At 64.8% G+C, this 24424-nt stretch carries 20 protein-coding genes; 5 read left to right on the top strand and 15 right to left on the bottom strand.

The annotated features are described in order from the left end of the window. Positions 1 to 121: 121 nt before the first annotated feature. From EBBID32_RS22750 to EBBID32_RS22720, 7 genes are read right to left on the bottom strand one after another with little or no spacing between them, the layout of a single operon-like run. The gene (locus tag EBBID32_RS22750) at positions 122 to 1327 is read right to left on the bottom strand and encodes a class I SAM-dependent RNA methyltransferase (protein WP_006967785.1); all 1206 of its coding nucleotides are present in this window, start codon (positions 1325 to 1327) and stop codon (positions 122 to 124) included. Then, positions 1324 to 2709, bottom strand: a complete 1386-nt coding sequence (locus EBBID32_RS22745) for a bifunctional ADP-dependent NAD(P)H-hydrate dehydratase/NAD(P)H-hydrate epimerase (RefSeq protein WP_006967784.1) — start codon at positions 2707 to 2709, stop codon at positions 1324 to 1326. The genes EBBID32_RS22750 and EBBID32_RS22745 overlap by 4 nt, the downstream gene beginning before the upstream one ends. After that, positions 2706 to 3065, bottom strand: coding sequence for a hypothetical protein (locus EBBID32_RS22740; protein ID WP_081628170.1), 360 nt, complete (start codon positions 3063 to 3065; stop codon positions 2706 to 2708). Before EBBID32_RS22740 ends, EBBID32_RS22745 begins: the two co-directional genes overlap by 4 nt. Beyond that, on the bottom strand, positions 3062 to 3778 hold the full coding sequence (locus EBBID32_RS22735) for an N-formylglutamate amidohydrolase (protein WP_006967782.1): 717 nt from the start codon (positions 3776 to 3778) through the stop codon (positions 3062 to 3064). Before EBBID32_RS22735 ends, EBBID32_RS22740 begins: the two co-directional genes overlap by 4 nt. Next, entirely contained in the window at positions 3775 to 4650 is an 876-nt protein-coding gene (locus EBBID32_RS22730) for a 4-(cytidine 5'-diphospho)-2-C-methyl-D-erythritol kinase (protein WP_006967781.1), read from the bottom strand. The genes EBBID32_RS22735 and EBBID32_RS22730 overlap by 4 nt, the downstream gene beginning before the upstream one ends. After that, positions 4637 to 6256, bottom strand: coding sequence for a tetratricopeptide repeat protein (locus EBBID32_RS22725; protein ID WP_006967779.1), 1620 nt, complete (start codon positions 6254 to 6256; stop codon positions 4637 to 4639). The genes EBBID32_RS22730 and EBBID32_RS22725 overlap by 14 nt, the downstream gene beginning before the upstream one ends. Before the next feature lie 19 nt (positions 6257 to 6275). Beyond that, positions 6276 to 7928 carry an electron transfer flavoprotein-ubiquinone oxidoreductase gene (locus EBBID32_RS22720; protein WP_006967778.1) on the bottom strand — a complete coding sequence of 551 codons (1653 nt, stop codon included), beginning with the start codon at positions 7926 to 7928 and terminating at the stop codon, positions 6276 to 6278. A gap of 129 nt (positions 7929 to 8057) precedes the next feature. On the opposite strand from EBBID32_RS22720, the gene EBBID32_RS22715 reads away from it, so the two are divergent. From EBBID32_RS22715 to EBBID32_RS22700, 4 genes are all read left to right on the top strand, one after another. Beyond that, positions 8058 to 8789, top strand: a complete 732-nt coding sequence (locus EBBID32_RS22715) for a uracil-DNA glycosylase family protein (RefSeq protein ID WP_006967777.1) — start codon at positions 8058 to 8060, stop codon at positions 8787 to 8789. Further along, positions 8786 to 10579, top strand: a complete 1794-nt coding sequence (locus tag EBBID32_RS22710; RefSeq protein ID WP_006967774.1) for a lytic transglycosylase domain-containing protein — start codon at positions 8786 to 8788, stop codon at positions 10577 to 10579. Before EBBID32_RS22715 ends, EBBID32_RS22710 begins: the two co-directional genes overlap by 4 nt. Further along, complete coding sequence (moaB, locus tag EBBID32_RS22705) at positions 10579 to 11106, top strand: molybdenum cofactor biosynthesis protein B (protein ID WP_006967773.1); 528 nt, start codon at positions 10579 to 10581, stop codon at positions 11104 to 11106. The genes EBBID32_RS22710 and moaB overlap by 1 nt, the downstream gene beginning before the upstream one ends. Positions 11107 to 11193: 87 nt before the next feature. Continuing rightward, complete coding sequence (locus EBBID32_RS22700) at positions 11194 to 12255, top strand: PA0069 family radical SAM protein (protein WP_006967771.1); 1062 nt, start codon at positions 11194 to 11196, stop codon at positions 12253 to 12255. A 3-nt stretch (positions 12256 to 12258) separates the two neighbouring features. Here EBBID32_RS22700 and dnaE read toward each other — a convergent pair whose 3' ends face one another. The 3 genes from dnaE to EBBID32_RS22685 form a co-directional block, all read right to left on the bottom strand. Beyond that, a complete protein-coding gene (gene dnaE, locus EBBID32_RS22695) occupies positions 12259 to 15792 on the bottom strand; it encodes a DNA polymerase III subunit alpha (protein WP_006967768.1) in 3534 nt (1177 codons plus the stop codon). A 73-nt stretch (positions 15793 to 15865) separates the two neighbouring features. Then, complete coding sequence (locus tag EBBID32_RS22690) at positions 15866 to 16537, bottom strand: ABC transporter ATP-binding protein (RefSeq protein ID WP_006967763.1); 672 nt, start codon at positions 16535 to 16537, stop codon at positions 15866 to 15868. After that, on the bottom strand, positions 16530 to 17780 hold the full coding sequence (locus tag EBBID32_RS22685; protein WP_006967761.1) for a lipoprotein-releasing ABC transporter permease subunit: 1251 nt from the start codon (positions 17778 to 17780) through the stop codon (positions 16530 to 16532). The genes EBBID32_RS22690 and EBBID32_RS22685 overlap by 8 nt, the downstream gene beginning before the upstream one ends. Positions 17781 to 18301: 521 nt before the next feature. On the opposite strand from EBBID32_RS22685, the gene EBBID32_RS22680 reads away from it, so the two are divergent. Then, entirely contained in the window at positions 18302 to 18775 is a 474-nt protein-coding gene (locus EBBID32_RS22680) for an Hsp20 family protein (RefSeq protein WP_182913916.1), read from the top strand. A 41-nt stretch (positions 18776 to 18816) separates the two neighbouring features. Here the strand turns inward: EBBID32_RS22680 and EBBID32_RS22675 are convergent, their stop codons facing one another. From EBBID32_RS22675 to EBBID32_RS22655, 5 genes are all read right to left on the bottom strand, one after another. Then, on the bottom strand, positions 18817 to 20748 hold the full coding sequence (locus tag EBBID32_RS22675; protein ID WP_006967756.1) for a potassium transporter Kup: 1932 nt from the start codon (positions 20746 to 20748) through the stop codon (positions 18817 to 18819). A 131-nt stretch (positions 20749 to 20879) separates the two neighbouring features. Next, positions 20880 to 21521, bottom strand: coding sequence for a tetratricopeptide repeat protein (locus EBBID32_RS22670; RefSeq protein WP_006967754.1), 642 nt, complete (start codon positions 21519 to 21521; stop codon positions 20880 to 20882). Further along, the gene (locus EBBID32_RS22665) at positions 21518 to 21925 is read right to left on the bottom strand and encodes a cytochrome c-type biogenesis protein (protein ID WP_006967752.1); all 408 of its coding nucleotides are present in this window, start codon (positions 21923 to 21925) and stop codon (positions 21518 to 21520) included. The genes EBBID32_RS22670 and EBBID32_RS22665 overlap by 4 nt, the downstream gene beginning before the upstream one ends. Further along, positions 21922 to 22449, bottom strand: coding sequence for a redoxin family protein (locus EBBID32_RS22660; protein WP_006967748.1), 528 nt, complete (start codon positions 22447 to 22449; stop codon positions 21922 to 21924). Before EBBID32_RS22660 ends, EBBID32_RS22665 begins: the two co-directional genes overlap by 4 nt. Next, positions 22446 to 24371: a heme lyase CcmF/NrfE family subunit gene (locus tag EBBID32_RS22655; RefSeq protein ID WP_006967747.1), complete on the bottom strand. Its 1926-nt coding sequence runs from the start codon at positions 24369 to 24371 to the stop codon at positions 22446 to 22448. The genes EBBID32_RS22660 and EBBID32_RS22655 overlap by 4 nt, the downstream gene beginning before the upstream one ends. Positions 24372 to 24424: the final 53 nt, after the last annotated feature.

Genomic DNA, 24424 nt, shown 5'->3' with positions numbered 1-24424 from the left:
CCCCTGACAGGGGAGGTGGCTGGCCGCAGGCCAGCCGGAGAGGTGTCACCCTCTCGATAGGGCAACACCCCTCCGTCAGAACTTCGTGCTGCCACCTCCCCCATAGGGGGAGGATTTATATCTATCGGCGGAATATCCCGACCATCTCGACATGAGTGGACCAGCGAAACTGGCCGACCGGGCGGACCTGATCCAGCCGATATCCGCCCGCCAGCAAGTGCGCGGCATCCCGCGCAAAGCTCGCTGGATTGCACGACACATAGGCGATCACCGGCACGCTCGCCTGCGCCAGTTGCATCACCTGCTCCCGCGCCCCCGCGCGCGGCGGATCGATCACCACGGCGGCAAAGCGGTTCAACTCTTCAGGCGTCAGCGGACGGCGGAACAGGTCGCGATGATCCGCCACCATCCGCCGCTGCGCCCTTTGCCCCGCCAGCTTGAGCGCCAGCACGACGTCGCGCGCGCCCTCCGCCGCATAAACCGGCCGCGCCGCCCCCAGCGCCAGCGCGAATGTGCCAAGGCCACAGAACAGGTCCGCCACCGCGCCCGTTTCCGGCATGGCGTCCCGCACCATTGCCACCAGCGCCGCCTCACCATCAGGCGTGGCTTGCAGGAAGGAGAAGGGCGGGAAGGCCACCTGCACGCCGCCAAATGTCATAGTCGCCGCCTCCGGCTCCCAGCGTGTCTGCGGCCCGTCGCCCTCGTCGATCGTCAGCCGCGCCAGCCCGTTGGCGCGGGCGAAATCGCCCAGCCCCTCGTCCGCCGCTAGCCCCTCGACCTTCACCCCCTCCAGCAGCAGGTCGACGCCCTGGTCGATCAGCGACATGCGCACATGCGCCGCCCGCTTGTCCGGCAGGATCAGCCGCAGCAGCCCGCGCAACGGCGCTAGCAGCGCAAACAGCCGCGGGTCCAGCACGGCGCACATCTGCAAATCGATCAGCCTATGGCTGCCCGCCTCGGCAAAGCCGATGGTGATCGTCTTGCCCGCCCGCGTCGCGCGCAGCGATGCCCGCCGCCGCGTCATCGGTGGCGAAATATGCGGCGGCAGCACTGTCTTGGCCTCGACACCCTGCCCCGCCAGCGCGCCAACGACCCGCCCGGTGACGAAATCGGCCAGGCTGGCCTCGTCCACATGCTGCAATTCGCACCCGCCACAGGTCGGAAAATGGACGCAGGGCGGTTCGACGCGATGCGGCCCGGCGATGGTCGTGCCATCGGCGCACAATCGGTCGCCCGGTGCAGTCAGTGCCGCATGGCGGCCATCGGCGGTGATGCCATCGCCCTTGGCAGCGATGCGGATGATGATGTCTGGGTCAGTGTCGGTCACAATCGCGCGGCGATAGCCGCTGGCAGCGTTGCAAGCAAATCATCGGCGATAAAAGCCGCGCCCGCCCGCCGCGCCGCATCGCCATGCAGCCACACTGCCTCACCCGCCGCCGCAAAGGCATCACCCGTCACCGCCAGCCGCCCGGCAACCAGCCCCGCCAGCACATCGCCGGTCCCGGCGGTGGAGAGCCAATGCGACGCACCCGACGCCACCGCCACCCGTCCGTCCGGCGCTGCGATCACGCTGTCCGCGCCCTTGTAGATGATCACTGCGCCGCTGCGCGCTGCCGCCGCCCGCGCCCGGTCGATCTTGCTGCCCGGCAAATCACCGAATAGCCGAACGAATTCCCCCTCATGCGGCGTCAGGATCGCGCCATCCGGTATTTCCTCGATCCCGATCAACGTCAGCGCATCGGCATCCAGCACCAGTCGATGACCACAGCCCAGGACCATATCGAGCCGCGCCCGCGCCACCGCATCACGCCCCAGCCCCGGCCCGACCAGCACCGATGCCAGCCGCCCATCGTCCAGCGAACAGCCCAGCGCCTCGACCGTCCCGGCATCCTGCGTCACGATCGCGTCGGCCCCATGGCGCAGACCATCCGCCGCCAGCCGTCGCACCATTCCCGCGCCCGATCGTGCCGCCGCCTGCGCCGCCAGCAGGCTGGCCCCGGTCATCGCGCCCCCGACCACCGCCACCAGCCCGCGCGCATATTTATGGTCCGCCGCCCCCGGCGCGCGCAACCGGGGCGGCATCAGCCGGTGAACCCTGTCGGACGCCGGGATGCCGATATCGGCACAGACCAGCCGCGCGACATAGTCGGCAGCAGGATAAAGCAGATGCGCAGGCTTGAGCGCCCCCAACGCGATACAGACGCCGAAATGCGGCACCGCCGACAGCAGCGCGCCGCTATCGGTCTCCACCCCGCTCGGCAGATCAATCGCATAGCTACGGCTCGCCGCCCCGGTCAGTTCGCACAGCCGCGCCGCCACCGCAGGATCAAGTCCTCGCGAAAGGCCAGTGCCAAACAGCGCATCGACCAGTTGCGTCGCGGGCGCAGCCGTCGCGAGATCCTCGACCGGCCCGTCCCACGCCGCCAGCGCCCGGCGACTGGAAACCGTACCGCTCGTCCCCAGCGCCGCCACCCGCACCGGCACGCCCCGCCCGCGCAGCAGCCGGGCGATCACGAAACCATCGCCGCCATTATTCCCCGGCCCGCACAACAGCAGCGTGTCGCGATGGCCACCTGCGCGCCAGATGATCTCCGCCGCCGCCGCGCCCGCCTTTTCCATCAAACCATAGTCATCGACGCCCGCGTCGAACAAAGCCTGTTCCGCGTCCCGCATCTGCGCGGCGGTCAGGATCGGCGTCCCGGCCGTCATGGCGCCGAACCGGCAACCTTCACCGGCAGACGATAGCGGTCGCCGCCAATGCGGATTTCGACCAGCCCGGTTTCGACAATCTGCAACCGCGCCATTTCCGCCCCGTCCGCCGCCTCCAGCCCGCGCCCATCCGCCAGCACCCGGAAGCGCCGAAAACCGCCGTCAGGATGGCGGATCGTCAGCATCTCGCCCCCGCGCTCGATCAGGCAATCCCGCGCCCAACCCGCGTCCGCCCCGATGGCGCAATCGGCCTTGCCGTCATCGACCGGTGCCGTCTCCTGCACCTCATTGCCCAGCTTGCCTGTTTCGCCGCCACAGCCCGCCAGCAGCAGGCACCCCGCCAGCAAGCCCCTCATGCCAATGCACTCCGGCACGCCAGCACTACCGGCCCCAATATGTCCGCAAAACGCCGCTGCCCCGCCGCATCCCCCACCAGATCCTGCCGCATCTCGATCCCCAGATAGGGGATGCCATTCGCTTCGGCATGGCGGTTCATCGTCGCGTTCAATTGCTTGCCCGAATAGGGCAACTGATCCCCCACGATCAGCCCCGCCGCCTCCAGCAAGGGGATCGCGATCCGTGCTGCGCGATCATCCTCATTGTACAGGACGCCAATCTCCCATGGCCGCTGCTGCCCCGGATCGCTGGCCAGATGCGGCGTAAAACTATGCGCCGACAGGATGAAAGGCGCGGTCATGGCGCCCAGCAGCCGTTCGACCTGATGATGATAGGGGTGATGAAACCGCATCATCCGCTGCGCCAGATCGGCGTCGCGATTGCCGGGGATGGCATGGCCGTCGCTCATCACCGGCAGCAGGCCGGGCGCATCCGCCTCGCGATTAAGGTCGATCACCAGCCGCGACACCCCGCCCAATATCGCGGTGCAGCCCAGTTGCGCCGCCAGCAGCGCGCTCACTTGCCCCGCGCCAATATCGATGGCGATATGATTGGCCAGCAATGCCGGATCAATCCCCAGATCAATATCATCGGGCACCCGCGCCGACGCATGATCGGCGATGATCAGCACGTCCAGCGCGCCGCCATCAATCTGGTCAAATGCCTCGCTCATGCCGTCCTGATCCGCGTTTCCATCATCCACCAGTCGCGATGCGCGCCCTGCACGGCCATCGCCGCGTCGGCCATGGCCGCGTCGCTATCGAACAGCGCAAAGCAGGTCGCGCCCGACCCGGACATGCGGGCCAGCCGCAACCCCTCATGCCCCTCCAGCGCCGCCAGCACCTGCGCAATCACCGGCGCTGCCGCCACCGCTGGCGCTTGCAGATCATTGCGCCCCTGCGCCACCAGCGCGTCCAGGCTCGCCGCGTCCAGTGGGCCGCGATCCACCCGGTCCCAATTGTTGAATACCTGTGCCGTGGACAGGCCGACCCCCGGATTGACCAGCAGCATCGCCGTCCCCTCCAGTCCCTTGACCGGATGCCGTCGCAGCCCTTCGCCGCGCCCCGTTACCATCTGCGTCACGCTGGCGACACAGGCGGGCACGTCCGACCCCAGATCGAGCGCCAGCCCGGCCAGCTCCTCCGCCGCGATCCGTACGTCCCATAATCGCGCCAGCAACCGCAGCGTCGCCGCCGCGTCCGCCGACCCTCCGCCAATGCCAGACGCCACCGGCAAAATCTTGGTCAGGCGAATCGCCGCGCCGCGCTGGTCGCCCAGATAGGCTTGCAGCGCGCGCGCCGCCTTCAGCACCAGATTGCCCGGCCCCGCGTCCAGCGCGCCGCCGAACGGCCCGTCGATGAACAGGTCAATCGCCCCGTCATCGGTCGCGACCGCGCTCAGCCGGTCGCCATGGTCGGCAAAGGCGAACAGGCTCTCCAGCGCATGATAGCCATCGTCCCGCCGCGCCCGCACATGCAGCGCGACGTTCACCTTGGCATAGGCGGTTTCGATCATCGCTTCCGCATCCAGATCAGGGTGCAGCATATTCTGGCTTCAATCCCTGCTCCACCTTGGCCGCGATCCGCGCCACGCCGTCGCCTTGCGCAAACAATGACGCCCGCGACCAGGCATAGCGTGCCTCGTACCGCCGCCCTGCGCTCCACAATGCGTCGCCCAGATGCTCGTTGATCGTCGCATCGCCCGGCGCGCCCGCAGCTGCCCGCTCCAGCACCGGCAACGCGCGCGCGACATCGCCAGTCACATAATGCGCCCAGCCCAGCGAATCGGCGATCGAGGCATCCTGCGGTTTCAGCGCGCTCGCCTTCTTGATCAGGTCCAGCGCCGCCGCGACATTCTGCCGCCGCTCGATCTGCGCATAGCCCAGATAGTTCAGCACCATCGGTTCATTGGGCGCCAGCGCCGCCGCCCGCTCCAGCACAGCGCGCGCCTCGTCCCAGCGCTTGCCTTGCTCCAGCGCGCTGCCCTCGAACAGCAGCAGCGCCCAGGGCAATTCCCCTTCGCCATAGCCCGCCTGCGCCGCGCGGAAAGCCGCCGCCGCGCCGTCGAAATCTTCGCTGTCCGCCAGCAACCGCCCCAGCCGCACCTGCCGCTCAGCGCCAGCGTCCGGTTCCGCCGCCAGCTTTTTCGCCAGCGCCAGCGCCGCCTGCGTCTCACCCGACGCCGCCAGAGCATCGACCAGTTCGGCCTGGCCCAGCACGCCATACCAGCCATCGACCGGCACCTTGCGCGCTTCGGCAACGCCGCCCGGCGCCAGCCCGCCCGCACTCAGCAGCCGCGCCGCCACCAGTTGCGCCTCCGCGCCGCCCGAATCGGCAAAGGTCGCAATCCGCGCCAGCCTGATGCCCATCGCCGTCCCGCTGGGGTCCGATGCGACATCGACCGCCAGCCGCGACAGCAACCGGGCATAGCCCTGCACCGGGGTCACCGCCGCCGCCTTCACCTTGCCCCGCGCCAGATCAGCCCGCGCCCGCGCAAACGCCGCCTCGCCGGGCGGTATCAGCATCAGCGCCTCCGCCTTCGCGCCGCGCCCTGCCAGTTGCGCCGCCAGTGTCAGCCGTAGCGCCGCACTTTCCCCGCCACGCAGCGCAATCGCGCGGCGGATCGCTGGCACCGCCGCCGTCAGATCGCCATTGCCCAGCGCCTGCAAAGCCACATGCTCATCGACATAACGCTGCGCCAGCGCGGCAAAACGGTCCTGCCCCGCCACCACCGGCGCGGCGTAATGGCCCTCGCCCAAGCTGATCCAGCTGGTAATGATGGGTGCCAGGAAAGAAAAATTCCCTTCCTCCACCATTCGCGCGGTCATCTCCCGCGCACGCGCCCAATCTTTGCGCCCCAGCGCCTCACCGATCAGCAGCAGCGTGCCCTCGCGCGGCAACGCGCCCTGCTCCTCCAGCAACGCTGCCGATCGCAGCGCCAGCGCCCGGTCGCCGCTTTCCAGCGCCTGGACATAGGATCGCCGCGCCACCTCGACACTGGCCGGATCGAGCGCCAGCGCCGCGCGGTAACTGTCCACCGCCAGTCCCATCGCCCCATCCCCGTCCGCCAGCCGCGCCCGCGCATAGGCGTGCAGCGCGCCTTGGCGATCGACCGACGCCCCGGCGGGCACTGCCACCGGGACCGTCAGCATTATGAACGGGATCAGGCGCTTACATATTGGGATAGTTCGGTCCTCCACCGCCTTCGGGGACGACCCAGTTGATATTCTGGGTCGGGTCCTTGATGTCGCACGTCTTGCAATGGACGCAATTCTGCGCGTTGATCTGGAAACGGGGATTGCCCTCTTCCTGACCGACCACTTCATAAACGCCTGCGGGACAATAACGCTGCGCAGGCTCGTCATAAAGGGGCAGATTGTAGCTGATCGGGATCGCGGGATCCTTCAGCTGCAAATGGACCGGCTGGTCCTCTTCATGATTGGTGTTCGACAGGAACACCGAAGAGAGGCGATCGAAACTCACCACCCCATCGGGCTTGGGATAGGCGATCTTCGCGCAAGCCTCCTTGGGCCAGATTTTCTCATTGTCCGCCTTGTGCTTCATCGTGAAGGGCAGGCCGATCTTGAGCGTCCGCATCCACATGTCGATGCCCGCCAGCATCGTGCCGATCGTGCCGCCAAACTTGCTCAGCAACGGCTCGGCATTCTTGACCAGCTTCAGCTCGTCCGCGATCCAGCTCGACCGCAACACATCTTCATAGTCGGTCAGGACGTCGCTGCCACGCTGGCTCTGCACGGCCGCAAAGGCCGCCTCGGCCGCCAGCATCCCCGATTTCATCGCGGTATGCGTGCCCTTGATCCGTGGCACGTTCACAAAGCCCGCCGAACAGCCGATCAGCGCGCCGCCGGGGAACACCAGCTTGGGCACCGACTGCCAGCCACCCTCGTTGATCGCCCGCGCGCCATAGGAGACGCGCCGCCCGCCTTCGAGATATTTGCGGATGTCCGGGTGCTGCTTCCAGCGCTGGAATTCCTCGAACGGGTAGAGATGCGGGTTGCGATAACCCAGCCCCACGACAAAACCCAACGCCACCTGGCCATTGGCCTGATGATAGAGGAAGCCGCCGCCATAGGCATCGGTCAGCGGCCAGCCCTGCGAATGGATCACAAGACCGGGCTGGTGCATCGCGGGATCAATGTCCCACAATTCCTTCATGCCTAGCCCATAGACCTGCGGCTCACATTCTGCATCGAGCGCGAACTGGCGCTTCAATATCTTGGTCAGGTGACCGCGCGCGCCCTCGGCAAAGAAAGTATATTTCGCGTGCAGCTCCAGACCGGGCTGATAATCGCCCTTCCTGTTGCCTTCCCGGTCGATGCCCATGTCGCCGGTCGCCACGCCCTTTACGCTGCCATCCTCATTATAGAGAATCTCGGCAGCTGCGAATCCGGGGAATATCTCGACGCCCAGCCCTTCGGCCTGCTCGGCCAGCCAGCGGCACAGATTACCCAGCGATCCGGTATAGGTGCCCTTATTGTGCATCCAGCCCGGCGTCATGATGTGCGGCATCGCCATTTTGCCGCTCTTGGTCAGGAACCAGTGCTGGTTGTCGGTCACCGGCGTTTCGGCAAGGCTGCAACCCATGTCGCGCCATTCCGGCAGCAATTCGTCCAGCGCTTTGGGATCGATCACCGCGCCCGACAGGATATGGGCACCGATTTCCGATCCCTTTTCCAGCACGCACACGGCCAGTTCCTGCCCCGCATCATTGGCCAGTTGCTTCAGCCGGATCGCCGCAGACAGTCCCGCTGGTCCCCCGCCGACGATGACCACGTCATAGGGCATCGATTCCCGTTCGCTCATAATCCCTCCATTGGGCCACCGGCGGGCTGCACCCCGCGCATCCGGTCGCCTTATTCCTCCAACACTTTACCAGCCAAGGCGATGAAGAATCTTGACCCCCTCGTCAACCTCTGGCCCTAGTTGTTGGTGATGCGGGGAATATTGCAGGATGAAGCGGCGGCTGCCGACGCCTATATGGCGTGGTGGAAGCTTGCAGGCGTGGATTGCGCCGTCGGCGAATCGCCGGTCAACTGGTTGCGTCCCTTGCCTGTCGCCGATGCGAAGGGGGTGATTCGCGCATCTGCCACTCCCGTCACCGTTCAGGAAAAGCCACAAAGCCTCGATTCGTTCCTTAACTGGCTAGCGACCGATCCCACCCAGCCTGAACGTCGCTGGCCCGGCGCGCCCATTCTGCCAACCGGGGGCGAAGCAGCCGCGCTGATGGTCGTTACCGACCTGCCCGACCCGGCGGACATGGCTATGGGGCAATTGCTCGCCGATCGCGCAGGCGCGCTGTTCGACGCGATGCTCCGCGCGATCGGGCTGGACCGTTCTGCCATCCATCTGGCCTCGCTGTTCACCGCCCGCCCGCCCGGCGGCATGGTGGAGGCGGCCGATCTTTCCGCCGTCGCCGACCGGATGCGCGCCCATGTCGCACTGGCCCGCCCCCGCCGGCTGCTGCTGCTCGGCGATCGGACGATCCGTGCGCTGCTTCCGACGGATGCGGCCACGACCCGCGATGGTTTACGCGACTTTAACCATGAAGGCGGCATTGTGCCTGCCGTCGCCACATTTCATCCCCGCCTGCTGCTGACCCAGCCAGCGGCGAAAGCGGAATGTTGGCGCACCCTGCAAAGCCTGATCGAGGAAGCCCGTCCGTGATTCGTGCCGCGACCCAAATTTCCAGCCTCGCCCTGATCGCGCTGGGGCTGGCTGCCACGCTTCCCGCCCGCGCCGAAACCGCTCCGATTTCTCCCGCGCTGACCGCTGCGCCCGCTTCGCCGCTACTGCTCAGTGATGGGGCCAAGGCCAGCTACCGCGCCATCTTCACCGCCTTGCAAAGCCAGCAATGGACCGAAGCGAAAACGCTGATCGGCGCACTGGACGCGCAGGACGCCGTCCGTCCGTTGGCTTTGTCCGAACTCTATCTCGCGAAGGGATCGCCCAGGGTCGAACTATTCGACCTGCTCGACCTCATCAACAAGGCCGCCTGGCTGCCCAAGGCCGATCAGCTTTCCCGCCTCGCCGAAAAGCGCGGCGCGACCATGTTGCCCGCCCTGCCGCAGGTGCAGAAAATGGTGTGGCTGGGGTCCGCGCCCCGCCGCGAATATGTCGGGTCGACCAAGAGCGATACGCTGGCGATCGCCCTGGCGGGCCAGATCCAGAATTTCGTCAAGGCGGACGATCCGGTCGGCGCCGAAGCGCTGCTCGCTACCGGCGAAACCGGCCTGACGCCCGAAGGGCTGACCGAGGTGCGCCAGCGGGTCGCATGGGCCTATTATATCGAAAATGACGACACCAATGCCCGCCGCATGGCCGCCCGTGCGCTGGAAACCCGCACCGGCGGCGACTGGACCGTGCAGGCGCACTGGACCGCGGGGCTGGCCGCATGGCGTCAGAATGACTGCCGCGCCGCCGCCCCTGCCTTCGCCAATGTCGCCGCCTTTGCCACCAACGCGGACATGCGCGCGGCTGGTGCCTATTGGGCCTCGCGCGCTTACATGGTCTGCGGCGAAGCGCCCAAGGTTGCCAATTATCTCAAACTCGCCGCCCGTTCCGACGAAACCTTCTACGGCCTGCTGGCGCGCGAATCGCTGGGGATGCCGCTGGGCGCTGCGCCGGTGGCCACCCGTTTTGGCCAAGCGGAATGGCTGGCGCTCAAGGACAGTCCCAATGCACGCGCCGCCATCGCCCTTGCGGCGATCGGCGATTCCGCCCGCGCCGACGAAATGCTGCGCTATCAGGCGAAGATCGGCGGCACCGGCCAATATGACGCGCTGCTCCGCCTTGCCAGCGCGCTCAATCTGCCCGCGACCCAGTTGTGGCTGGCCCATAACGGCCCGGCGGGGAAGCAACCGGCCAGCTTCGCGCGCTTCCCTGCACCCGACTGGCGGCCCGATGGCGGCTGGCGGGTCGATCCCTCGCTGATCTACGCCCATACCTTGCAGGAATCGGGCTTCCGTTCCGATGTCGTCAGCAGCGCGGGCGCACGCGGCCTGATGCAGGTGCGTCCCGGCACTGGCAGTGACATGGGGCTGGCGTCCGCCGCGCAACTCTTTGTCCCATCGACCAATATGGAATTTGGCCAGCGCTATCTGGAAGCGCTGCGCGACATGAGCGCGACCGGCGGCCTGCTGCCCAAGGTGATGGCCGCCTATAATGCCGGTCCGTTGCCGGTCGAACGCTGGAACAGCCAGGTCAAGGACAAGGGCGACCCGCTCCTGTTCATGGAATCGCTGCCCTATTATGAAACCCGCGCCTATGTGAACATCGTCATGCGCAATTACTGGATGTACCAGATCCAGGCGAAGGGCACCGCCGATTGCCTGACCGGCATGGCGCAGGGCATGTGGCCGACCTTCCCCAATAGCAAGGGGGTGAAACTCGTTCGCCTGAGCCAGTCTGACGGTCGCGCCAGCCCCACCGCGTCAATGGGTGGCGGCGCAGACTGATGCCGATTGACGAAAGCCGGACCTTCATCCCCGTCCGCATCGCAGTCCTGACGGTATCCGATACACGCAGCGCGGCGGATGATCGCTCCGGCGACACGCTGGTCGAACGACTGGAAAGCGCGGGCCATATATTGGCCGCCCGCTATATCGAACGCGACGACAAATCGGCCATCGTTGCCCGGCTCCATGCCTGGATCGACGACCCGGAAGTCGACGTCATCCTCACCACCGGCGGCACCGGCGTTACCGGCCGCGACATCACGCCCGAAGCGCTGGCGCAGGTACAGGACAAGGAAATTCCGGGTTTCGGCGAACTGTTCCGCTGGCTCAGCTACCAGACGATCGGCACGTCCACCATCCAGTCCCGCGCCACCGCCTGCGTCGCGCGCGGCACCTATATTTTCGCGCTCCCCGGCTCGACCGGCGCGGTAAAGGATGCGTGGGACGGCATATTGGCCAGCCAGCTCGACAGCCGCTTCCGCCCCTGCAACTTCGTCGAACTCATGCCCCGCCTGACGGAGCGCTGACCCGAAACTGCCATATGCGATATGGGCTAGCTTTGCGAACTTCCGTTTGACCTTTTGTTCCTTTTATGTTCTTATCTCCTTATGGGAATGGAAAAGGGAAGAGGCGCTACACTCAACACGGAAAGTTCGCGTTTTTCCATGCCCCAACGCGAAATCGACGGCGACTGGCTCGACGCGGTGGCCGATATAGATGGCCCCATTCCCCGCCGCCGGACGCAGGTGACGATCGAACATCCCCGCACCATCATCGCCCGCAATATTTCGCCAGACATAGGCTTCGACCAGTCGATCAACGCCTATCGCGGCTGCGAACATGGCTGCATCTATTGCTACGCCCGTCCATCCCACGCTTATCATGATCTGTCGCCGGGTCTGGATTTTGAAACAAAGCTGTTTGCCAAGCCGGACGCCGCCAAACTGCTCCGCGCCGAACTGTCCAGGGCAAGTTACACCGTCATGCCCATCGCATTGGGCACCAATACCGATCCCTATCAGCCGATCGAGAAGGATTGGGGGATTACGCGGGCGATATTGGAATTGCTGGCGGAATGTCGCCATCCTGTGTTCATCACCACCAAATCCGACCGTATCCTGCGCGATATCGACCTGCTCACCGCCATGGCGCGCGATACGCTGGTGTCGGTCGCGATCTCAATGACGACGCTGGACCCGGCGGTCGCCCGCACGCTGGAGCCACGAGCGCCGCATCCGCTGCGCCGAGTGGAGGCAATCCGGCAATTGGCCGAGGCTGGCGTGCCGGTCTATGCCAGCCTCTCGCCGATCATCCCGGCCATCACCGATCATGAAATTGAGAACATCGTCGCCCGCGTCGCCGCCGCCGGTGCGCGCGAAGTGACCTATATCCCCGTCCGCCTGCCCCATGAAGTCGCCCCGCTGTTCCGCGCCTGGCTCGACGCCCATTATCCCGATCGCGCTTCGCGGGTGATGGCGATCATCCGCGATCTGCGCGGTGGACGCGACAATGACCCCAATTTCGGCAGTCGGATGCGCGGACAAGGCGTGTGGGCCGACCTTATCCGCACCCGTTTCGTGAAGGCCCGAAAGCGCGCCGGACTGGGTGCGGAACGTCTTACGCTGCGCACCGACCTGTTCCGCCCGCCCGAAGGCACGCAGATGCGGCTGCTATGATGATCAGCCGACCAGTCGCATCCCGGCGCGCCGGTTGCGCGTCCTGTAGCCATCCTGCGTCGCTTCCATCCGCTCGAAACGGTGGATGGACAGGTTGGGGATCACAGACATGGCATCGACCTGATCCGCGCCCAGCAGGAAATCATCGCCCAGGAACAGCCGCACCGCCTGCCCGTTCGCAGCCGGCGTGCGCAGGAACAATTCGCTCCGCCCGCCCCGGCTCTGCGCCATGAGCGCCGCCAGCGCTTCGACCGCCGCCGGATCGGTCGCATCGACCACCAGTTCCATCCGCGACGCGCTGGCGATCAGCTTGAACGGCTCGATCTTGCGCACCGTCACACGCGGCGTTTCTTCGCCCGGCAGCCGGTCCAGCTCGACATAAAGCAGCGCGCAATCGCCATCGCGCGCCAGTTCCTCGATCGCCTTGCAGGCATCTTCCTCGAAACAACTGGCCTGAAACTGGCCGCTACTGTCGGAGAAAGTGGCATTGGCATAACGCGCCCCGCGCTTGGTCTCGCGCCAGCGCACATCCTCGACCATCGCCGCCATCACCCCGGTGGCGCGCGCCTCCCCGGTCAACGGTTCGGCGCAGATCGCGCCATAGCTTTTGGCACCCCGCGCATCGGCCAGATGGCGGTAACGATCGACCGGGTGGGCCGAGAAATAGAAGCCGAACGCCTCCTTCTCCTGCGCCATCCGATCCGCCACCGACCAGGCCTGATGCGGCGGGATACGCACATCGGCATGGGGCGTTTCGACGTCACCAAACAGCCCGCCCTGCCCGCTTTCCCGTGCCTGCGCCGCGCTAGACGCCACGCTCAATATCGTCTCGGCAGCGGCATGGACGCCCGCCCGGTCGGCATGGATCGCATCGAACGCGCCAGACGCCGCCAGGCTCTCCAGCTGCCGCCGGTTCAGCAAACGCGGCTCGATCCGGTCGGCAATGTCATCCAGGCTCTTGAATGGCCCGCCCGCATCCCGTTCCGCGACCAACTGGTCCATCGCCTTCTCGCCCACGCCTTTCAGGCCACCCAGCGCGTAGCGCACGGCATAGCCCAGACGCGGATCATCCCCCTCATGCGGAACCGGCTCGACCGAGAAGTCCGCCTGGCTGCGATTGATGTCGGGAGCCAGACAGGTCAGCCCCATGCGCCGCATATCGTCCACGAACACAGTCAGCTTGTCGGTCAGATGGATATCAAACGCCATCGACCCGGCATAGAATTCCGCCGGATAATGCGCCTTGAGCCACGCCGTCTGATAGGCGAGCAAAGCATAAGCCGCAGCGTGCGACTTGTTGAAACCATAGCCCGCAAATTTGTCGATCAAGTCGAACAGTTCGTTCGCCTTGGCAGGCTTGATGTCGCTGGCGGCGCAACCCTCGACGAAGCGCGAACGCTGCGCGTCCATCTCCGCCTTCACCTTCTTGCCCATCGCCCGGCGCAACAGGTCGGCGTCGCCCAGGCTGTAACCCGCCAAAATCTGCGCGGCCTGCATCACCTGTTCCTGATAGACGAAGATGCCGTATGTCTCTTCCAGGATCGGTTTCAGCAATATGTGCGGATATTCAATCTCCTCCTGCCCATTCTTGCGTCGCCCGAACATCGGGATATTGTCCATCGGGCCGGGGCGATAGAGCGACACCAGCGCGATGATGTCGCCGAAATTGGTCGGACGCACGGCGGCCAGCGTCTTGCGCATCCCCTCCGATTCAAGCTGGAACACACCGACCGTGTCGCCACGCTGGAGCAGGTCATAGACCGCACTATCGTCCCAACTGAGCGTATCAAGCTCGATCGTGACGCCTCGCGCCGCCAGCAATTGCACCGCCTTCTGCAACACCGACAGGGTTTTCAGACCCAGAAAGTCGAACTTAACCAGCCCCGCGCCCTCGACATATTTCATGTCGAACTGGGTGACCGGCATGTCCGATCGCGGATCGCGGTAGAGCGGGACGAGTTGCTGCAACGGCCGGTCGCCGATGACCACGCCCGCCGCATGGGTGGAACTGTGGCGCGGAAAGCCCTCCAGCTTCATCGCATAGTCGATCAGCCGTTTGACCTGCGCGTCATTGTCATATTCCGCGCGAAACTCCGACACGCCGTTGAGCGACCGTTCCAGCGTCCAGGGATCGGTCGGGTGGTTGGGGACCAACTTGGCGAGGCGATCGACCTGGCCATAGCTCATCTGGAGGACGCGCCCGGTGTCTTTCAGGACCGCGCGGGCCTTGAGCTTTCCGAAGGTGATGATCTGCGCGACATGATCGACGCCATATTTCTGCTGGACGTAGCGGATCACCTCGCCGCGCCGTGTTTCGCAGAAGTCGATGTCGAAGTCGGGCATCGACACACGTTCCGGGTTCAGGAATCGCTCGAACAGCAGGCCGAGTTGCAGCGGATCAAGATCGGTGATCAGCAGCGCCCAGGCGACGACAGACCCTGCGCCGGAACCACGGCCCGGACCCACCGGAATGTCATGGTCTTTGGCCCATTTGATGAAGTCGGCGACGATCAGGAAATAGCCGGGAAAGCCCATCTGGATGATGATGTCCGTCTCGAACTTGAGCCGGTCGAGATAGGGCTGGCGCGCCGCATCGTCGATGATACCCAACTTCGCGAGTCGCGCGTCGAGACCGGCACTCGCCAGATCGCGCAGCATTCGCGCTTCGCCCTCGATATCGCCAGCCAGACTGGGCAGGATCGGCTTTCGCTTGGGCGCGGCGACGGCGCAGCGCTGCGCGACGACCAGCGTATTGGCCAGCGCTTCGGGCAGATCGTCGAACAGGCGACGCATTTCAGCCGCCGGTTTCATCCACGCATCGGGCGAACTGGTGCGTCGGTCGGGCATATCGACATAGGCGCTGTCGGCGATGCACAGCATGACGTCATGCGCGGCATGGAAATGGGGTTCGGTAAAACAGGTCGGGTTGGTCGCGACCAGCGGCAGGTTGCGGGCATAGGCCAGATCCAGCAATTCCGGCTCCGCTTTCCCTTCTACCGGATCGAGCCGACGACAGATTTCGATATAGAGCCGGCCGGGGAACAGCGCTTCCAGCCGCTGTGCATAATCCAGCGCAGCGTCGGGCTGGTCCTCGGCAAACAGCCGTGCCAGCGCGCCCTCGCCACCTGCGGTCAGGGCAATCAGCCCGTCGGTGCGGCCCTCCAGCACATCCAGTCCGACATGCGGCACTTCCTCCAGCGGCCTGTCGAGATGCGCCATCGATACCAGGGCGCACAGATTGTCGTAGCCAGTTTCATCCTGCGCATAGAGGGCCAGCCAGTCATGGACCGGTGCGGCGTTGGCCGGTCGACCCGGCCGCAACACGCCCAGCATCGCACCGATCAGCGGCTGCACCCCCTCGCTCTTGCAGGCGTCGGAAAAGGCCATCGAGCCATAAAGCCCGTTGCGGTCGGTGATCGCGGCGGCGGGGAAACCCAGCGCCTTGGCCTGCTTGGCGATCTTCTTGGGATCGATCGCCCCTTCCAGCATGGTGTAGGAGGAGAAGATGCGAAGCGGAACGAAAGCGGCGTGGGGCATGGGGCACTCTATCCAGAAGGCGTGATTCGTGACCAGCCCTGCTGGAGAAAAGTCTGTGGGTAAGATCGGATCGCTATTCCAATACGCCCTCATGCAGCCGGACGACCCGGTCCATCTTGGCCGCAAGCCGTTCATTATGGGTCGCGACCAGCGCCGCCGATCCTTCTTCGCGCACCAGCCGCAAAAATTCCGCCAGGACGATGTCCGCCGTGCGTTCGTCCAGATTGCCGGTCGGCTCGTCCGCCAGCACCAGCGCGGGTCGATTGGCGAGCGCGCGGGCGACAGCGACGCGCTGTTGCTCGCCGCCCGACAACTGGCTGGGTCGATGGTCGAGGCGATGACCAAGGCCGAGCGATGTCAGCAGCGATTCCGCGCGGGTCCGTGCGACCGCCATGTCCGTGTCGCGAATCACCTGCGGCAGGATGACATTTTCGGTCGCGTTGAAATCCGGCAACAGATGGTGGAACTGATAAACGAAGCCCATCGCATCACGACGCAACCGGGTGCGGCCGTCATTATCGAGTTTGGCTGCTTCCTCGCCATCAATGCGGATCGACCCGTCAAAGCCGCCCTCCAGCAGGCCGACCGCCTGGAGCAAGGTGGACTTGCCGGAACCCGATGGGCCCAGCAGCGCGACAATCTCGCCCTGACCCACGGTCAGATCGACGCCGCGCAGGACATGAATCGTCTCACCGCCCTGGGTGAAACTGCGGGTCAGGCCCGTGACTTTCAAAATGTCATTCATAGCGGAGAACCTGCACCGGATCGGTATTGGCGGCCTTGAAGGCCGGATAAAGCGTCGCGAGAAAGCTGAACACCAGCGCCATGATGCAGATGGTGGCGATCTCCACCGGATCAGCCTGCGAAGGCAATTCGGTCAGGAACCGGATCGACGGATCCCAGAGGTTCTGGCCGGTCAGGAACTGGATCGCATTGACCACGCTCTGGCGGAAGAAGAGGAAGGTGAAGCCCAGGATCAGCCCCGCCACCATGCCCAGCGTGCCAATGGTGACGCCAACGGTCATGAAAATCCGCACCAGCCCGGCGCGGCTGGCCCCCATCGTCCGCAGGATCGCGATGTCCCGCGTCTTGGCGCGCACCAGCATGATGAGCGAGGAGAGGATGTTGAACACCGCAACCAGCACGATGATCGACAACACGACGAACATCGCCACCCGCTCGACCGCCAGCGCCTCGAACAGGGATGCGTTCATCTGCCGCCAGTCGGTGATGACCGCACGGCCCGCGACCTTGCCCGCCAGCGGCTCCAATATCTGACCGACCTTGTCGGCATCGACCGTCTCCACCTCAATCATATTGACCACATCACCAAGCAGCAGCAGGGTTTGCGCATCCTCTATCGGCATGACGACGAAGGCCTTGTCATAATCATAGATGCCGACCTCGAAAATGGCGGCGACCTGATAGGCGACCTGACGCGGCACCGTACCGAACGGGGTGGAGCGGCCCGCGGGATTGATGACTGTCAGGCTATCGCCCAGTTGCAGACCCATATTTTCGGCCAGGCGTGCACCAATTCCGATCCTCCCGCTATTGGCGGTCAGACTGTCCAGGTTACCCGCCACGACCTTACCCTTGAGCGTTTTGTTGGTGCGGATGTCCGGCACAGTCATGCCGCGCACCAGCACCGCCTCCACCCTGCCGTTGAAAGTCCCCAGCAGGGGCTGTTCGATCATCGGCGTAGCGCTGGTGACGCCCGGCGTCGCCTTGGCCTCTGCCAATACCGATTTCCAGTCAGGCAAGCGGTTGCCGTAGCCCTGCACCACGGCATGGCCATTGAGACCGACAATCTTGTCGAAAAGTTCGGCGCGAAAGCCATTCATCACGCTCATGACGATGATGAGCGCGGCGACACCGAGCATGACGGCGGCCAGGCTGATCCCGGCAACGAGGAAGATGAAACCCTCCCCCTTGCCCGGCAACAGGTAGCGTTTGGCAATCATGCGTTCGTAGCGGGATAGAATCATGTGGCGCGGGCGGCCTTTGTAAATGGATAGGCTGATCGTCTAGGCATAGCGTCCCTTAACGGCAAGCATTGCCAGATTGTTGCATCGTGGCCACAGGCGTCGGCGCAAAATCACACGCGCCCGATTTTGCCCGTGACTCCGCCCCGCAGCGGTCATAGCAAGATACTCGAAGCACAGGTAAAAGGCCGTGGTTCAGGGATACTGCATCCCGCTTCGAGCTTAGGGGGCTGAGAAGCGGTTGAGGCAGGCCAAGGGGGAGACGAGCAATCGTCCATTAAGCACCCGGATCGTGAAAGCACGGTCCGGGTGCTTTTTTATCTGCATGATTTGCAGCGTCCTGACGATAGGACAAACTGTCCACCCACTTCTCCAAGCGCACGATTTTTACGCCGATCAAATCCCCTTGAAACCGAAAAAGCCCGAACCATATCAATTCTGTCCAGCCGCCATATGGGGCCGGACGCAGTATTGCCGGACGCCGGTTTCGGGTTCGGCAGGTTCATTTTGCTCTTTGGGAGATTATGACAATGCGTAACTTTGACCTGACCCCCTATCGCCGCTCGACCGTTGGGTTCGATCGCCTGTTCGACCTGATCGAAAATAATGCGCGATTGAGCCAGGGTGATAATTATCCGCCCTTCAACATCGAGCGCCTGTCGGAAGATCGCTATCGCGTGACGCTGGCCGTCGCCGGTTTCCGTCCTGACGAGATCGACATCACTGCGCAGCAGAATCTGCTCCAGGTGATCGGTCGCAAGGACGAAGGCTCCCCGGCCGACCGGTCCAAATATCTGCACGTCGGCATCGCCAACCGCAGCTTTGAGCGGCGGTTCGAGTTGGCCGATTTTGTGCGGGTGGAAAAGGCGGACCTGGCAGACGGGCTGCTGGTGATCGACCTGCTGCGCGAAGTGCCCGAAGCGATGAAGCCCAAGAAGATCGCCATCAATGGCGGTCAGCTTGTGGAGATCACCGCCAAGGATCGCGACGCGGCCTGATAGGCAAGTCGGGGCGCAGCCTGCACAAGGCTGCGCCCTTTTTATATCTCGACCTGGCTGCCCAATTCGACCACGCGGTTGGTGGGCAGGCGGAAAAACTCCATCGCGCTTTCCGCGTTACGCAGCATCCAGGCGAAGATTTTTTCCCGCCACAACGGCATACCCGGCTTAGCCGATGGAAGAAGCGTCTGGCGGGCCAGGAAGAAGCTCGTGTCCATCATCTTGAACGCCTGACCGCAGCCCGCGACATTTTTAAGAGCGGCGGGGACGTCCGGCTCCTGCATGAAGCCGAATTGCAGCACCATGCGGAAGAAGCCCCGGCCCAGATCCTCCAGCTTGCAGCGTCCGTCATCCTCGACAACCGGCACATCCCTGATCTTGACGGTCAGCAGGATGACCCGTTCATGCAGCACCTTGTTATGTTTGAGATTGTGCAGCAGCGCATGGGGAACGCCATCCGGCGTTGACGTCATGAACACGGCGGTGCCAGGAACACGGACCGCGCTGTTGGCGGCGGAGGCGACGAATACCGGGATCGGCATCGCCGCTTCGCGCAGGCGATCCTGTACCAGACGGCGACCGCGCGACCAGGTGGTCAGCAGGGTGAAGATGACGAAACCGATCAGCAGCGGGAACCAGCCACCATCCGGCACCTTGGTCAGGTTCGCGGCGAGATAGGCACCATCGACCAGATAGAAAACGGCCAGCACTGGCGCTGCATAATACCATTTCCAGTGCCACAGGCGATATAACACCACCGTCAGCAGCACATTGTCGATGAACATCGCGCCGGTTACCGCGATGCCATAGGCCGCTGTCAGGTTGGACGATGTCTTGAAGGTCAGGACCAGCAGGATCACCATGACCATCAGCCCCCAATTGATCAGGGGAATGTAGATCTGACCCGCTGTCGCGGCGCTGGTATGGGCGATGCGCAGACGGGGCATGAAGCCGAGTTGGATCGCCTGTTGCGTGACGGAGAAAGCACCGGAAATGACCGCCTGCGATGCGATGATCGCGGCCATGGTCGCCAGCACGACCAGGGGCAATTGCCCCCATACTGGCGCCAGATTGTAGAAGGGACTGTGGAGCGCGGCGGCCCCCTCGCGGAACAGCAACGCGCCCTGCCCCATATAGTTGAGCATCAGCGCAGGCAGGACGAAGGCGAGCCAGGAAACCCGGATAGGGTTGCGGCCGAAATGGCCCATATCGGCATAGAGCGCTTCGGCCCCGGTCACCGCCAGTACGACTGAACCCAACGCCAGGAAGGCCGGCAGCGGATCGGTAACGAAGAACATCACCGCCCAATAGGGGTTGAAGGCGTAGAGGATGCCCGGCGTCTTGACGATGGAGAGGATGCCAAGGCCCGCGATCGTCACGAAATAGAGCAGCATGATCGGGCCGAACAGCGTCGCGACCTTGTTGGTGCCAAGCCCCTGTATCCAGAACAGGCCAAGCAGAATGACGATGACGACTGGCAGGATCGCGGGAGCGAGGGCGGGGTTATAGACTGCAAGCCCCTCAACCGCCGACAGGACGGACACCGCAGGCGTGATCATCGAGTCGCCATAGAAGAGTGCCGTGGCGAATACGCCCAGCAGCACAATGCCGCGCGACCAGCGCTGCGTCTTGGTCTGGCCGTTGATCAGCGCCAGCAGGGCAAGGCTGCCGCCTTCGCCCTTGTTATCGGCGCGCATGATGATGCTGACATATTTCAGCGTCACCACCAGCATCATCGACCAGAACATCAGGCTGATGACGCCCAATATATGGTCCGGATCCAAGGTGAGCGGATGATGCCCGGCAAAGGTTTCGCGGAAGGCGTAGAGCGGGCTGGTGCCGATGTCACCGAACACAATGCCGATTGCGCCGACGACCAGCTTGACCGTCGCCTTTTGCCGCGAATGGCCATGGCCGCCTTCATAGTCGTCCTGAGCGGACGCCGGCGCGGTATTGGGGAGGAGATCAGCCACGAAGGAAAAGCCGAATTGTCATGCTCTGTTCGACACCCCCTCAAAGGCGATCACGGAACATTCCGCCACCCCCGCAAGCCGCCGCGCCCTATCACGGCTCCCAGGGGCGCGCAATGTGGCCTGATGACCGTTCATGGCCTCGCCGGGCCATTGCCCGCCAGCAGTGAATCGATACGCGCGATATTGGCTTCCAGTTCCGCCCTGATCGCGCTGCCCGGTGGCGTAGCGGCGGCGAGTGGTGCCCATAAATCACGCGCAGCCTGTAACTGGCCGTTCCGGGCGAGTGCAAGACCGTAGAAATAGCGCGGTGCCGGTCCTTTCGCGTCGAGCGCGAGCGCGCGGCGATAGGCAAAGTCCGCGCCGGGCGACACCACGCCATCGGCATGGGCGACCAGCGCATTGCCAAGGCCGAGCCAGAGATTGGGATCGTCGGGCGTCTGGCGCAGGCCAGCGAGCAGGATATTGGCCGATTCCTTTGTCTTGCCCTGCCGCCCCAGCCCGTCCGACATGACGAGCCACTGACCAGCGGGACCATAGCGTTCTGCAAGGCCACGCCGCTGTTCGGCCAGCTTCTCGTCAAACGCTTCTTCTGTCACCTTTATCGACCGGGGCGCGCCGGCGAGACCGGGATTGCCCTGCCAGGCATAGCCCGCAAGGCCGAGCAACAGAGCGGCGGCACTGATTTCTCGGGCGGATCGCGGGATGCGGCCGATCAGCAGCATCGCGAGGAAGGCCAAGCCAGCGAGGCCGAAGGCGATGAACCAACCGGTCATGGACGTGCCTTTCGCTTGATTCGTCCGCGCAGGAGCAGAACCCCAAGGCCGAGCAGGACCAGTGGTGCCGCCCAGAGTGGCCAGAGGATCGGCGCGGCGGTGGGTTCATAGCTGACCCAGTCGCCATAGCGGGCAATGAGCCAGGCGCGGATCGATTCGGGCTGTTCGCCCGCCATGATCCTTTCGCGGATTTGCGAGCGCATGTCGCCAGCCATGCTGGCATTGCTGTCGGCGATCGACTGGCTTTGGCAAGTGAGGCAGCGGATCGTTTCCATCAGTGCCTTGGCCTTGCGCTCCAGCGCCGGGTCGGCGAGCTGTCGATCGGCATAGGGCGCGGGTGGAAGCGCGGTCTGGGCGGCCAGAGGCGTCGCGATCAGCGCGAAGAGCAGGAGGATCAGCTTCATTGCGCGGCCCTCAGGCGATCGAGGATCATCGGCACATCGTCGGCGCGAATCTCGCCGATATGCTGGTAGGCGATGCGTCCCTTGCCGTCGATCACGAAGGTTTCCGGGACGCCGGACGAGCCGAGTGCGATCTGAACTTCGCTGCGGGCGTCGAGGCCGATGCGGGCATAGGGGTTGCCGTTGCGTTTGAGGAAGGCGTCGACATCCGGGCGGGCGTCGCGGATGGCGATGGCGTCGATCTGTGCGCCTGCTGCCTTGAGCGCTTCAAGCTGGGGCGCTTCGGCGATGCAGGGGACGCACCAGCTGGCGAAGATGTTGAGTAGGCGTGGCTGCCCGGCGGCAAGCTGGCTGCTGGCGAGCGGCGGGCGATCGCTGGCGGCGGCCGGCAGCGTGAAGGCGGGGAGCGGCTGGCCGACGAGGCGCGAGTGGATGATGCGGTCGTCGGGCTGGAACAGGCCGCTGGTGAACAGGCCGATAAAAGCCAGGAACAGGGCGAGCGGGAGCCAGATGAGAAGCTTCCTCATGCCGCGTGCCTCGCCCGCCATTTCATCAGCCAGCCGCGCCGTTCACGACCGAGCAGCGCCAGCGTACCGCCCAGCGCGATCATGATGCCGCCGAGCCAGATGAGGGTGACGAAGGGCTTCCACCAGATGCGCAGCTGCCAGCGGCCGCCCTCCACCTCCTCACCCAGCACGACGTAAAGCTGGCCGTCCCAGCGGGTCAGCAACGCCGCCTCGCTGGTGGAGGTCGGGGGCGAGGCGAAGAAGCGGGATTGGGGGTGGATGGTGACGGGCGCACCGTTGCGACGCACTTCCAGGTCGGCCTGGAGCGCGGTCCAGTTGTCGCCCGCAAGTGGCTGGATCTGGAGGAAGCGGAGCTGCCAGCCTGCGGTTTCGATCATGTCGCCGGGGCGGGCGGCGACGAGTTTCTCGACAGTGAAGGCGGAGTCGCTGGCCATGCCGCCAAGGCTGACGGCGCAACCCAGATGGGCGATGACCATGCCGTAAGTGAAGAGCGGGGTGCGGCGCAGCTTGCGTTTCCACAGCGGGGCAAGGCTGGCGACGGCGACCGATCCGGCGATGACGAGGCCGAGGAAAGGCAGGATGCCGATGCGGCCCCAGGCTAAAGCCGACACTAAGCCGAACAATAGTAGCGCAATTACACCAGGGACAAGCAAACGTTTGCCGACCGCTTGCGCATGGTCGCGTCGCCAGCGCACGAGCGGCCCGACGGCCATGGCGATCATCAGCGCCAGCGCGATGGGTCCGGCGATCCGGTCAAAATAGGGTGCACCGACGGAGACCTTGTGGCCGAAGGCTTCGGTCATCAGCGGATAGAGGGTGCCGATGAGGACAAGGCCCAATATGACAGTGAGCAGCAGATTATTGATGACCAGCATGGTTTCGCGGCTGACCAGTTCAAAGGGCGCGCCTTCACGCACCGCGCCGATGCGCCAGCCAAACAGTGCCAGTGCGCCGCCGATATAGAGGGCAAGCAGGCCCAGGATGAAGCTGCCACGTTCCGGGTCCACCGCGAAGGCATGGACGCTGGTCAGGATACCGGAGCGGACGAGGAAGGTACCGACCATCGACATGGAAAAGGCGACCACGGCCAGCATCACCGTCCAGGCGCGCAGCGCGTCGCGGGTGGCCAGCACGGTGACGCTGTGCAGCAGCGCGGTGGCGGCCAGCCATGGCATCAGCGAGGCGTTTTCGACCGGATCCCAGAACCACCAGCCGCCCCAGCCCAGCTCATAATAGGCCCAATAGCTGCCCGCGGTGATGCCCAGCGTCAGCAGCACCCAGGCACCCAGCACCCAGGGCCGCATCGCGCGGGCAAAGGCGGCGTCCACCTGCCGCGTCAGCAGCGCGCCGATCGCGAAGGAGAAGGCCACCGACAGCCCGACATAGCCGAGATAGAGGGTCGGCGGATGGAAGGCGAGGCCGGGGTCTTGCAGCAGGGGATTAAGCCCCTGCCCGTCCGCTGGTGCCGGGTCGATGCGGGCGAAGGGGTTGGAGGAGAAGAGCAGGAAGGCGTAGAAGCCGAGCGAAATCGCCGCCTGCCCACCCAGCGTCGCCATATGGGTGTCGCGGCGCAAGGCGCGCTCGAACAGGGCGACAGCGGCTCCGGCCACGCCCATGACCGTGACCCAGAGCAGCATTGAGCCTTCATGATTGCCCCATGTCCCGGCAAATTTATAAAGCCAGGGCTTGGCCGAATGGCTGTTGGTGGCGACCAGCAGCACCGACATGTCGGAGCGCATGAACAGGGTGATCAGCAGGGCAAAGGCGATCGCGGTCAGCACGCCCTGCGCCACGGCGGCGGGGCGGACGGCGGCCAGCAGGTCGGGCTTGTTGCCCCTGAGACCCGCAAAGGCGAGGACCAACTGGAGCAGCGCGAGGGACGCGGCAAGCCAGAGCGCAGCGAGGCCGGTTTCAGCGATCATATTTGGTGTCCGCGCAAAGACATTCCTCCCCTGTAAGGGGAGGTGGCTGGCCG

The sequence above is a fragment of the Sphingobium indicum BiD32 genome, from assembly GCF_000382885.1.
In the GTDB taxonomy this organism is placed as follows: domain Bacteria; phylum Pseudomonadota; class Alphaproteobacteria; order Sphingomonadales; family Sphingomonadaceae; genus Sphingobium; species Sphingobium japonicum_C.
This window is presented reverse-complemented; position numbering and strand designations above follow the sequence as displayed.

Bases quoted from the DNA above. Each gene is read 5' to 3' on its own strand.
- EBBID32_RS22690 (WP_006967763.1), bottom strand. From the start codon at position 16,537: ATGAATGACATTTTGAAAGTCACGGGCCTGACCCGCAGTTTCACCCAG.
- EBBID32_RS22730 (WP_006967781.1), bottom strand. From the start codon at position 4,650: ATGCTGCACCCTGATCTGGATGCGGAAGCGATGATCGAAACCGCCTAT.
- EBBID32_RS22685 (WP_006967761.1), bottom strand. From the start codon at position 17,780: ATGATTCTATCCCGCTACGAACGCATGATTGCCAAACGCTACCTGTTG.
- EBBID32_RS22725 (WP_006967779.1), bottom strand. From the start codon at position 6,256: ATGCTGACGGTCCCGGTGGCAGTGCCCGCCGGGGCGTCGGTCGATCGC.
- dnaE (WP_006967768.1), bottom strand. From the start codon at position 15,792: ATGCCCCACGCCGCTTTCGTTCCGCTTCGCATCTTCTCCTCCTACACC.
- EBBID32_RS22665 (WP_006967752.1), bottom strand. From the start codon at position 21,925: ATGAAGCTGATCCTCCTGCTCTTCGCGCTGATCGCGACGCCTCTGGCC.
- EBBID32_RS22660 (WP_006967748.1), bottom strand. From the start codon at position 22,449: ATGAGGAAGCTTCTCATCTGGCTCCCGCTCGCCCTGTTCCTGGCTTTT.
- EBBID32_RS22715 (WP_006967777.1), top strand. From the start codon at position 8,058: ATGCGGGGAATATTGCAGGATGAAGCGGCGGCTGCCGACGCCTATATG.
- moaB (WP_006967773.1), top strand. From the start codon at position 10,579: ATGCCGATTGACGAAAGCCGGACCTTCATCCCCGTCCGCATCGCAGTC.
- EBBID32_RS22670 (WP_006967754.1), bottom strand. From the start codon at position 21,521: ATGACCGGTTGGTTCATCGCCTTCGGCCTCGCTGGCTTGGCCTTCCTC.
- EBBID32_RS22735 (WP_006967782.1), bottom strand. From the start codon at position 3,778: ATGAGCGAGGCATTTGACCAGATTGATGGCGGCGCGCTGGACGTGCTG.
- EBBID32_RS22700 (WP_006967771.1), top strand. From the start codon at position 11,194: ATGGAAAAGGGAAGAGGCGCTACACTCAACACGGAAAGTTCGCGTTTT.
- EBBID32_RS22740 (WP_081628170.1), bottom strand. From the start codon at position 3,065: ATGAGGGGCTTGCTGGCGGGGTGCCTGCTGCTGGCGGGCTGTGGCGGC.
- EBBID32_RS22720 (WP_006967778.1), bottom strand. From the start codon at position 7,928: ATGAGCGAACGGGAATCGATGCCCTATGACGTGGTCATCGTCGGCGGG.
- EBBID32_RS22680 (WP_182913916.1), top strand. From the start codon at position 18,302: ATGACAATGCGTAACTTTGACCTGACCCCCTATCGCCGCTCGACCGTT.
- EBBID32_RS22745 (WP_006967784.1), bottom strand. From the start codon at position 2,709: ATGACGGCCGGGACGCCGATCCTGACCGCCGCGCAGATGCGGGACGCG.
- EBBID32_RS22655 (WP_006967747.1), bottom strand. From the start codon at position 24,371: ATGATCGCTGAAACCGGCCTCGCTGCGCTCTGGCTTGCCGCGTCCCTC.